The organism is Inquilinus sp. 2KB_23 (assembly GCF_052115705.1).
Lineage (GTDB): Bacteria > Pseudomonadota > Alphaproteobacteria > DSM-16000 > Inquilinaceae > Inquilinus > Inquilinus ginsengisoli_A.
This window is the reverse complement of the sequence record NZ_JBFRHF010000002.1, coordinates 282,117-293,126: the sequence shown is the minus strand read 5'-3', so window position 1 is coordinate 293,126 and position 11,010 is coordinate 282,117. Positions and strand designations below refer to the sequence as shown.

Annotated in this window: 4 protein-coding genes; 2 read left to right on the top strand and 2 right to left on the bottom strand. The window is 74.1% G+C overall.

Going from position 1 to position 11,010, the window contains the following annotated elements; genetic code table 11:
- Positions 1 to 6 precede the first annotated feature (6 nt).
- Both AB4112_RS03545 and AB4112_RS03540 read left to right on the top strand, forming a co-directional pair.
- Positions 7 to 1,374 carry a capsule biosynthesis protein gene (locus AB4112_RS03545; RefSeq protein WP_441717120.1) on the top strand — a complete coding sequence of 456 codons (1,368 nt, stop codon included), beginning with the start codon at positions 7 to 9 and terminating at the stop codon, positions 1,372 to 1,374.
- A complete protein-coding gene (locus AB4112_RS03540; protein WP_441717118.1) occupies positions 1,371 to 2,150 on the top strand; it encodes an SDR family NAD(P)-dependent oxidoreductase in 780 nt (259 codons plus the stop codon). Before AB4112_RS03545 ends, AB4112_RS03540 begins: the two co-directional genes overlap by 4 nt.
- On the opposite strand, the gene AB4112_RS03535 is transcribed toward AB4112_RS03540, so the two are convergent.
- Positions 2,119 to 3,513 (bottom strand): aminotransferase class I/II-fold pyridoxal phosphate-dependent enzyme, encoded by a 1,395-nt coding sequence (locus AB4112_RS03535; protein ID WP_441717116.1) that lies wholly within the window; start codon positions 3,511 to 3,513, stop codon positions 2,119 to 2,121. The genes AB4112_RS03540 and AB4112_RS03535 overlap by 32 nt on opposite strands.
- Positions 3,510 to 10,913: a type I polyketide synthase gene (locus AB4112_RS03530; protein WP_441717114.1), complete on the bottom strand. Its 7,404-nt coding sequence runs from the start codon at positions 10,911 to 10,913 to the stop codon at positions 3,510 to 3,512. Before AB4112_RS03530 ends, AB4112_RS03535 begins: the two co-directional genes overlap by 4 nt.
- Between the last annotated feature and the right edge of the window lie 97 nt (positions 10,914 to 11,010).

Genomic DNA, 11,010 nt, shown 5'->3' with positions numbered 1-11,010 from the left:
ATGACCGTGAGCGGGCGAGCCGGCCGCCCGTTCGCCCCTGCGGCGCGGGTGGCCGAAGCCCCGGTGGCCCCCGTCGCGGCGGGGGCCACGACCGGCCCTGACGCGGGGCGCCTGCGGGGGCGGGTGTTCCTGTTCCTGCAGGGGGCGGCAACCCCGTTCCACCGGCGCCTGGCGATGGCGCTGGAGGAGGCGGGCGCCCGCATCGTCAAGATCAACATCTGCGGTGGCGACGCGGTGTTCTGGCGCCGCCCGGCCATCGCCTTCCGCGGCCGGTTCCAGGCCTGGCGCGGCTTCTGCGCCGGGATCCTCGACACCGAAGGGATCACCGACCTCGTGCTGTTCGGCGACTGCCGACCGCACCACGCCGTGGCGGTCGACCTCGCCCGCCGCCGCGGCATTGGGCTGCATCTGTTCGAGGAAGGCTATCTCCGCCCCGGCTGGGTCACCCGCGAGGTCTGGGGTGTGAACGGCCATTCCGACCTGCCGCGGACCCCGGTCGGGTTCCTGGCCCTGGCCCGGACGATCGATCCGCCGCCGGCCGCGCCGCCGGTGCCGTCGCATTTCCTGCACCGGGCGGTGTGGGACGTGCTGTGGACCGTTGGGCTGATCGCGCTGATGCCGGTGTTCCCGCATTACCGCCACCACGCGCTCGACCATCCGCTGGTGGAATATGCCGGGTGGCTGGGGCGCTTCGCTCGGGCGCCGCGGGTCCGGCGCGAGGCGCGGCGGGTGATGGGGCGGCTTGCGGGTGAAGCGGGCCGCTACTACCTGCACCCGTTGCAGCTCGACACCGATTTCCAGATCCGCACCCATTCCCGCTACGGCGACACCCTGGCGGCCGCGCGCGAGGTCGTGGCCTCCTTCGCCCGCTATGCCGATCCCGGCAGCCGCCTGGTGGTGAAGCTGCACCCGCTCGACTTCCGGCCTAGCCGCAAACGCCGCCAGATCGAGGCGCTGGCCGCCGAGCACGGGGTCGCGGCGCGGGTCGATTTTCTCGATGGCGGCGACCTGCAGCAACTGGTCGACGGCGCCCGCGGCGTGGTGGTGGTCAATTCCACCGTCGGCCTGTTCGCGCTGGAGCGGGGCAAGCCGGTGAAGGCGCTGGGCACCGCCGTGTTCGACCTGTCCGGCCTGACCTTCCAGGGCGCGCTCGACCGCTTCTGGGCCGATGGGGCGCCGCCGCGGCCCGACCTGCTGGACGCCTTCCGCCGCGTGGTGGTGGCGCGGACCCAGATCCCGGGCGGCTTCTTCTCGGGGCCGGGCCTCGACCTCGCGGTCGCCGGCGCCCGCCGCCGCATCGTCGACGGCGATGTCCGGCCGCTGGCGCAGCAGGATGCGGCCTGGGCGGCGACCAAGGTCGGAGAGGCGGGATGACCCGGGCGGTGGTGGTGACCGGGGCGTCGCACGGGCTGGGCGCGGCGCTGGCCCGGCACTATGCGGCGCCGGGGGTGGCGCTGGGCCTGGTCGGCCGCAATGCCGCCCGGCTGACCGAGGTCGCCGATGCCTGCCGCCAGCGCGGTGCGACGGTGGAGACGGCCGAGATCGACGTCCGCGAGACCGAACGGCTGGGCGACTTCATCCGCGGCTTCGACGCGCGCCATCCGGTGGCGGTGGTGATCGCCAATGCCGGGGTCGAGGCCGGGCTGGCGCCGGGGCGGCGCACCGAACCCGACGCCTCGGTCCTGGCCCAGCTCCGAATCAACCTCGAAGGCGCGATCGCCACCGTGTCGCCGCTGATCGAGCCGATGCGCGGCCGCCGCGCCGGCCGCATCGTGCTGATCGCGTCGCTGGCCGCGCTGATGCCGCTGGCGGACCAGCCGGCCTATTCCGCCTCCAAGGCCGGGCTGGTGGCCTGGGGCGAGGCGCTGCTGGCCTGGCTGCGGCGCGACGGCATCCGCGTCACCATCGTCTGCCCCGGCTATGTCGCCACCGGAATGAGCGGGCCCTATCGCGGCGCCCGGCCGTTCGAATGGAGCGCGGATCGGGCTGCCGCCCACATCGCCGGTCGCGTCGCCCGTGGCCGGGCCTGGGTGGCGTTTCCCTGGCCGCTGGTGTGGCTGATCCGGCTGGGACGGCTGGCGCCGCGGTCGGTCCGCGCCGCCTTCATCGACCGCTTCCTCAGATTCGAGATCGACGCCCCGGCGGCTTGAACGCGGCTGCGCCGAGCCGTTCCAGCGGCGACGGCTCGCGGTCCAGCCGGTCGCGTTCCTCGGCGAGGATCGCGATGGCGCGGTCGATCTGGTCGCGGCTGTGCTCCGCGGTGATGAAGCAGCGCAGCCGGGCGGATTTCTCCGGCACCGCCGGATGCACGATCGGCGAGGCGTTGATGCCGCGCTCGAGCAGCCGGTTGGACAGCAGCACCGCCTTCACCGAATCCCCCAGGATGATCGAGATGATCGCGTGCCCCTCGGCCAGGCCGGTGTCCAGGCCCGCGGCCTTGGCACGATCCAGGAAGTGGCGGGAATTGGCCTGCAGCCGCGCCACCCGGCCCTCGTCATCGGCGATCAGCAGCTCCAGCGCGGTCAGCGCCGCCAGCGCCATCGGCGGCGGCAGGCCGACGCTGTAGACGAAGCCCGACGCCATCAGCTTCAGGTACTCGACCAGCGGCGCCGACCCGGCGATGTAGCCGCCGCAGGAGGCCAGGGTCTTGGACAGCGTGCCCATCCACAGATCGACTTGCCGCGGGTCGATGCCGCTGGCCTCGGCGATACCGCGCCCGGTCGGGCCCAGCACGCCCAGGCCATGCGCCTCGTCGACCATCAGCCAGGCGCCGAAGCTTTGCTTGATCGCGACCAGCCGGGCCAGGTCGATGGTGTCGCCATCCATCGAATACAGGCTTTCGACCACGACCAGCACGCGCTTGAACCGGTCGCGCTCGGCCGCCAGCAGGGCCTCCAGCGTGTCGAGATCGTTGTGCGGGAACGACCGCCGCTGTGCCCCGGACAGCTGGGTGCCGGTGATCACGCTGCTGTGGATCAGCGCATCGTGCAGCACCAAATCCTGCGGCCCCATGATCTGGCCGATGGCGGCGACGTTGGTGGCGTGGCCGCTGACGAAGGTGACGGCGTCCTCGACCCCGTGGAACTCTGCCAGCCGCCGCTCCAGCGCCGCATGGAACGGGCGCTCGCCCGCCACCAGCCGGCTGGCCGACACCGAGGTGCCGTAGTCGTCGATCGCCGCCTTGGCCGCGGCGGCCACGGCAGGATGGCCGTTGAGGCCGAGATAGTCGTAGGAGGCGAAGTTGACGATCTCGCGGCCGTCGATCCGCGACAGCGCCCCGGCGCGCTGCTGATGGGTGCGGAAGAACGGGCTGGGAATGCCCAGCAGGTCCGCCGCGGCGCGCTGCATCCGCAGGGCCTCGAACCCGGGCAGGGTCTCGAAGTCGGTGTCGTAGTGCTTTGGCTCGGCCGCGGGCAGCGGCACCGCGGCGGTGGTCGCCTTGTCGCGGACCTCGCTGATCAGCGAGCGCAGCGCGGCGGCGGACAGGCGCCCGCTCTGCTGGGGCCGGGTCATCCCAGCACCCGCCGCGTGGTCTTCGCCCGTTCGCGCACCATCCCGGTACTCTCCACGTCCAGATCGATCGTCATGTGCTTGGCCAGCAGCTGCGCCTCCGCGGTCTCCGGCGCCTCCTCGCGGCCGGCCGAAGCCTCGGCACCACCGCGCAGCCGGGCCACGATCTTGGCGCCGAGGTCGTTCAGGCTGAGGCCGGCGCCGATCGACAGGAAGGGCAGGTCGATGCCGTAGCGGTTCTGCATCGCCGCATCCAGCTCCAGCCCCATCAGCGAATCCATCCCCAGCTCGGCGAAGGGGCGGTCGGCGTCGATCTCGGAGGGCGGCATGCGCAGGATGCGGCCGATCTCGCCCAGCATGGTCGCAGTGACGACGCCCAGCGCCTCGGCCTCGGTCCGGCCGGCGATCATGGCGGCCAGGTCGACCTCCGCCTCCGCCGTCTCGCCGCGGCGGCGGTCGGCCACCTGCGACAGGCGCGGCGTGGTCAGGATCGGCAGCTCGCGGGTCGCCGCCTGCCAGTCGATCCGGGCGCAGACCACCACCGCATCCTCGACCGCGCCCGCCGGCCGGGCCAGCAGGCGGCCGAGATGGTCCAGCGCCTCTGCCGCCTTCAGCGAGGACCGGCCGAGCCGGCGCTTCAGGGCGTCGCCCATCGCGGCATCGCGGGCCAGCACGCCGGCATCGGCGATCGCGCCCCAGGCCACCGCCAGGGCCGGCAGCCCCTGGGCGCGGCGGGTGCGCGCCAGCTCCTCGAGATAGGCGTTGGCGGCGACGTAGTTGGCCTGGCCGGGATTGCCGATCAGCGTGGTGGCGGAGGAGAACAGCACGAAATAGTCCGGCGTCCGCGTCCGGCTGACCAGGTCGAGATGGATCGCGCCGGTGATCTTCGGCGCCAGCACCGAGGCGATACGCGACGCGTCGAGGTCCCGCACCAGCCCGTCATCCAGCACCATCGCGGCGTGGATGATGCCGCGCAGCGGGCCGTGCCGGCGCTCCAGCGCGGCCAGCAGCCTCTCGCAGGCCGGCCGGTCGGTGACATCCAGCCGCTCGGGCAGCAGGGCGATGCCTCGCGCCGCCAGCCGCTCGGCCCTCGCTCGCTCCGTCGGGGCCAGCACGCCGCGGCGGGAGGCGACGACGATGGTCTTCGCCCCGTGATCCGCCAGCCACAGCGCCGCCTCGAAACCGAAGCCGCCGGTGCCGCCGGTGACCAGGTGGAAGCCGGTCTCCTGCGCCTGGAACGGCACTTCGGCCGCGGGCGGCGCCGGGGTCTCGCGCGGCGGCGTGATCACGATCTTGCCGATGTGCCCCGCGCCCTGCATCAGCCGGAACGCATCCTCCACCCGGTCGGACGCGAACACGCGATAGGGCAGGGGGGTGAGACGGCCCTGGTCGAACAGCCGGTCGAGGTCGCGCAGCAGCCGCCCGGTCAGCGACGGCTGGGCGTTCAGCAGCTGGTCGGCATCGACCCCGAAATAGGAGACGTTGCGGGCGAAGGCGCGCAGCCCCACCGCGGTGTCGGCGACGAAGTCGCGCTTGCCCAGCTCGATGAAGCGGCCGAAGGGCTTCAGCGCCCGCAGGCTGCGGCGCATGGCGTCGCCGGACAGCGAGTTCAGCACCACGTCGACGCCGCCCAGCCGCCAGCGGATCTCGTCGGCGAAGGCCAGCGACCGGGAATCCAGCACCAGGTCGGCGCCCATCAGCTGGGCCAAAGCGCGCTTGTCCTCGTTGCCGGCGGTGGCGACGACGATGGCGCCGCGCAGCTTGGCGATCTGCAGCGCGGCCAGCCCGACGCCGCCGGCGGCGCCATGGATCAGCACGGTCTCGCCGCGGCCCAGCCGGGCCTGGTGGACCAGGGCGTACCAGGCGGTGATGAAGGCGACCGGCATGGTCGCCGCGGCGACGAGATCGATGCCCTCCGGCACCCGCATCACCACCTGGGCCGGCACCGTCACATGGCTGGCGAAGGCGGCCGGGGCGAAGGCCATGACCCGATCGCCCTCGCGCAGCGCGGTCACCGCCGCACCGGCGCGGCGGACGATGCCGGCGCATTCGAAGCCCAGCGTCGGGCCGGCGAAGCCGTCTTCGAGGTAGTCGTCCGGCAGCAGGCCCAGCGAGAACATCACGTCGCGGAAGTTCAGCCCGCTGGCCGCGACCTCGATCTCGACCTCGTCCGGCGCCGGGGGCCGACGCGCGGCGGCGGTCCAGCCGATGCGGCCGAGGCTGCCCGGGGCGGCGAGGTCGAGGCGGGCGCCCCAATCCTCCGTCCCGGCTGCCTGCGGGACCGGCGGCACTAGTTCCACCCGGCTGACCGCGATGCCGTCGCGGTCGATCTCGAATTCGGTGTCCAGCGTCGCCGCGCCGATGATGCGGGCCAGCAGCGGCGCCGCGACATCGTCCGGCGTGACCGGGGCGAGTTCGACGAAGCGGATCGCCAGCCCGGGATACTCGTTGGCCAGGGTGCGGCTGAACGCCTTCAGCGCGGCGGCCAGGCCGCGGCCGCCATCGGCCTTGCCGTTGACCTTGCCGCAGCGGGCGACCAGCCACAGCGTGTGGCCGGCCTTGCCCTGCTGTGCCGCTTCCAGCTGCGCCCGCACCGTCAGGATCGCCTGGGTCAGGAAGGCGACCGGGTCGCGCGCGGCGTCCAGCATCAGCAGCAGCAGGACGGTGTCGCCGCCCACCGGCGGGGCGGCCTCGTCGATCCGGACGTGATGGCCCTGCCGGCGCAGATGGTCGCCCAGATCGGCCAGCAGCTCGGTGTCGGCGCCGGGCACCGTTGGCGGCCGGATCAGGATGGTGCGGCTGGGCGCGGCGATGGCGTCGGCCGTGGCCCGGGAGCGCTCCCACAGCACCAGCTGCGCCGCCGCGCCTGATGTGCCGGCCTGGTGCCGCGAAGCGGCGCGGAAGCCCGCCTGGGCCAGCCCGTCAGCCAGCCGCAGCCCCGGACCTTCCTCCAGGCCGCCGAGCAACAGGGCGGTCACGGCATCGGGGATCAGGTCGAGGGTGACGACGGGGGCGCCGGGGCGAAGCCGCTCCGCGATGCGCGGCCCCAGCCGTGCCTCTTCCGCCGACCGCGCACCGCCGACCGCCAGGGCCAGGTCGAAGCTATGCGGCGCGCCGGCCTCGTCCTCCTCCAGGATCTGCAGCCCGGCCTGGCGCGGGGTGCGGGCGGCCAGGGCCTCCAGCGCCTTGGGCTCCGGCCCGGTGACGGCCACGGTGATCGCGCCGCTGCGGACCAGCGGCAGCAGCGCCGGGACCAGGTCGCCTTCCGGATCGATCAACAGCAGCGCCGCCGGCCCGGCCTGGCGGCCGGAGACCATTTCGCGCACCAGCTCGGCGGCCAGATCCAGCAGTGGCGAGACCGCGCGGAAATGCGCCTCGACCCCCTTCGAGAACCGCACCGGCTCGCCGGTCCGCAGCGCCGCGACCAGATCCCGCGACAGCCGCGCGGCCATCGCCACCTCGGCGCCGCGGCCGGGATGGGCGGCCAGAATCGACCGCAGGATGGCCTGCGGCGACGGCAGGCGGGCCGCCGCGACCTGCCAGGCATCGTCCCGGGCCGTCGCCAGCCCGAACTCCGCCAGCAACCGCAGCAGCGCCTCGAACTGCGGCAGGGCGGCGGCGGCCAGCCGGCCGTTGCGGCGCAGCCGGTCGAGGGTGAAGCGCGAGCTGCCGGCCACGGCGCGCACGGCGCGATGGGCGATCGACCGCGCCCAGGCGGTCAGCAGCAGCCAGTCGTCGCCGGCCTGGTGCCGGTCGAGCAGCCCGGCCACCGCCCGTTCGAGATCGGCCAGGGCGAGCGCGCCGCCCTCGCCATCGTCCCAGGGCCGGCGCACCGAGCGATACAGCACGTCGTCGCCGGCCCGCAGGCTCAGCTGGCTGCGCTGGAATCGGGCGCCGCGCAGCTCGGCGACGATGCCGTCCCCGGCGTCATGCAAAGTGATGTCGACCAGGAGGGACCGGGTGGTGGCGCGGCGTAGATGCAGCCGGGCCCGATGCACCGGCCGCGTCTCGTGCACCCGCAGCGACGCGAAGCGGACGGGCAGGAAGGCACCGCCCGCACCGCCGCCGAGGCGGTCATACAACGGGAACAGGCCGTGGAACGCGGCGTCCAGCGCGGTCGGGTGCAGGGCATGGCTGCTGCTGTACATCCCCTGGTCCGCCGCCTCGGGCGCCAGCTCGACGGTGATCGCCTTGTCGTCGTCGGTGGCGACCGACACCACGCGGCGGAAGCTCGGGCCATAGGCCAGCCCGGCCGACAGCGCCGCGGCGTAGATCGCCTCGGCGGCGATGCGGCGGCGGGGGGCGTCCTGGTCGGCGCCGGCTTCCAGCGAGGCGGCGGGGCTGGGGCCGACCCGGCCGCGGGCATGCAGCGTCCACTCCTCCTCGGCCAGGCGCTGCCGGCTCAGGATCTCGATCGCGCCGGTGGCCGGAGCCAGGCGCAGGAGGGTCTCGCGGGTCCCGGCCTCGGGGATCACCAGGGCCTGCAGGATGTCGAAATCCTCGACCTCGATCGCGGCCGCGTCGAACCATTGGCGGCCGGCGGCGACGGCCATCTCCAGGAGAGCCGCGGCGGGCACCACCACCTCGCCGGCCACCCGGTGGTCGGCCAGGTAGGGCAGGATCTCGGGGTCGAGCAGGCCGCGCCATTCCGACGCCGTGTCGCTCAGGCGGACGCCGAGCAGCGGATGGGCCGGCCGGGCCAGCCCCAGATCGGCGCGTTCGACAGTGACGGCCTGGCGCAGATCGCGGTGCTGCCAGGGATAGGCGGGCAGGGCCTGGCGCCGCCCGGCTGGCCGGGCGCCGAACAGCGGGGCCCGCTCGACCGCGCCGCCGCGCAGCAGGGTGTGCAGCACGGCGCGCTGCACCGGGTCCTGGGCCGGCTCCTCGGCCGCCCGGTTGTCCAGGGTCGGCAGGATGGCGGCCTCGCGGCCCGCGGCGGCGGCGGTCTCGCGCAGATGGCCGGCCAGGACCGGCCGGGGGCCGATCTCGACGAAGATCTCGGCGCCGAGGTCCAGCGCGGTGCGCGCCGCCGCGTCGAAATCGACCGGCTGGCGGATGTTGCGCCACCAGTATTCGGCGTCCAGCGCGGCGCCGCCCAGCGTCCGGCCGGTCACGGCCGAGACGAAGGGAATCCGGCCTTCGGTCGAGACCAGGCCGTGCAGCGCCGCCCGCAGCGGCGCCTCGATCGGCGCCGTCAGCGGCGAATGGAAGGGATAGTCGACCGGGACGCGCTGCGCCGCCACCCGCCGCCGCTTGGCCAGCGCCAGGATCTCGTCGATCTGGTCCGCCGGCCCGGACAGGGTGACGCAGACCGGGCTGTTGACCGCGGCGACCGTCACCTGCGCCAGCCCGGCCTCGACCACCGCCTGCTCGGCCTCGGCCCGCGGCAGCATCAGCACCGCCATGGTGCCCAGGCCGCGCAACTGCTCCTGGCACCGGCTGCGCCAATGGATGACCTGGATCGCCTGGTCCAGCGTCACCATCCCGGCGGTCACCGCCGCCGCGACCTCGCCGACGCTGTGGCCGATCACCATGGCCGGCGCCAGCCCCTCGGCGGCCAGCGCCCCGGCCAGGGCGACCTGGATCGCGAACAGCAGCGGCTGCGCGGTCGAGGTGGCGGGCAGCCGCTGCTCCAGCCCGGGATCCTGCAGGGCCTCGACCACCGACCAGCCGGCGACGGGGGCGAAGCGGGCATCGACGTCGTGCAGATGTTCGCGGAACGGCGCGCTGGCGCGGTAGGCCCGCAGGCCCATGCCGGCGAATTGCGACCCGTTGCCGGAGAAGGCGAAGCAGACCAGGCCGGTCCCGCCCTCGCGGCGGGCGGACAGCACCTGTCCGGTCTTGTCGCCCGGGACCTTGTCGCCCCGGGCGAAGCGCCGCAACTGGGGTGCCGCGTCGGCGCCCAGCGGCAGGGCCAGGCGGTGCGGCAGCAGATCCCGGTCATGGGCGGCGTGCTGGGCGATCCGTGCCGGCGCGGCGCCCGGCCGCTCGAGGGCGTCGGCGTAGCGCCCGGCCAGGCTGCGCAGCGCCTCCTCGCCATGGGCCGACAGCAGCAGCACCCGCGCGGTGTCGTCCGGCGGGGCCGCCGGCATCTCGTCGGCGCGCGGCGACCGCAGCACCGCATGGGCGTTGGTGCCGCCGAAGCCGAAGGAGGACACGCCGGCCTGGATCGGTCCGCCATCCGTGCCCAGCGCCACCGCCTTGTGCGCCGGCGCCAGGTTCAGCGCCTCGAACGGGATGTCCGGATTGACGGCGTCGAGATGCAGCGTCGCCGGCAGCAGCCGGTGCTCGATCGCCAGGATGGCCTTGACCATGCCGGCCAGGCCCGAGGCGGGCTCGAGATGGCCGATGTTGGACTTGACCGAACCGATCGGCAGGGGCGCGTCGCGCCGCTGGCCGATGGCCCGGCCGATCGCCTCGGCCTCGGCGGGGTCGCCGACCCGGGTGCCGGTGCCGTGCGCCTCGACGAAAGCCAGCGCGTTGGGGTCGATGCCGGCGTCGCCGTGCAGCCGCTCCAGCAGCTGGCGCTGGGCGTCGGTGGAGGGCAGAGACATGCCGACCGTGCGGCCGTCGGAATTGACCCCGGTGGCGTCGACCATGACCCGCGGCGACCGCCCGCCCGCCAAGGCGGCGTCGAGGCGGCTCAGCACCAGCACGGCGGCGCCCTCGGCCCGGACATAGCCGTCGGCCGTGGCGGCGAAGGGGCGGCACAGGCCGGAGGGCGACAGCATGCCGGCGCGCGAGAAGCCATAGAAGGCGTGCGGCGACCCCAGGATGTTCACCCCGGCCACCACGGCGGTGTCGATCTCGCCGCGGGCCAGCGCCCGGGTGGCCGCGTCGAGTGCGACCAGCGAGGACGAGCAGGCGGTGTCGATGGTCAGGCTGGGCCCGCGCAGGTCGTAGACGTAGGAGATGCGGTTGGCGATGATCGAGGCGGCGTTGCCGGTCATGAAATGGGTGTCGATGCCGCTCGCATCGCCGACCATCATGGTATAGCTGTCCATCGAGGACGCGCCGACGAACACGCCGACCGGCTGTCCGGCCAGGGTAGAGGGCGGCAGGCCCGCATCCTCCAGCGCCTCCCACACCAGTTCCAGCAGGATCCGCTGCTGCGGATCCATCTGCTCGGCCTCGCGCGGCGAGATCCGGAAGGCGGCGGCGTCGAAGCCGTGCGGCGCGTCGATCAGCCCGGCGGCGATGGTGTAGCTGCGGCCGGGCTCGCCGCGGCGGGGATGGTAGAACCGCTCGACCGCCCAGCGGTCGCTGCCGATGGTGGAGATGCTGCACCGCTCCTGGCGCAGCATCGACCAGAACGCGTCGGGACTGCCGGCGCCCGGCAGGCGGCAGGACATGCCGATGACCGCTACGGTCTCGTCCCGGAGTCTCGGAAGGCCTGCTGGCATGTCGGTTTTCTCTTCAAGCAACGGCATGGGCGGGCGGCGGGTCGGCGACGGCAGCGACACCTTACTGTAGGAATCGAGGCCGTGAAAACTGTAACAG

Bases quoted from the DNA above. Each gene is read 5' to 3' on its own strand.
- AB4112_RS03540 (WP_441717118.1), top strand. From the start codon at position 1,371: ATGACCCGGGCGGTGGTGGTGACCGGGGCGTCGCACGGGCTGGGCGCG.
- AB4112_RS03535 (WP_441717116.1), bottom strand. From the start codon at position 3,513: ATGACCCGGCCCCAGCAGAGCGGGCGCCTGTCCGCCGCCGCGCTGCGC.
- AB4112_RS03530 (WP_441717114.1), bottom strand. From the start codon at position 10,913: ATGCCAGCAGGCCTTCCGAGACTCCGGGACGAGACCGTAGCGGTCATC.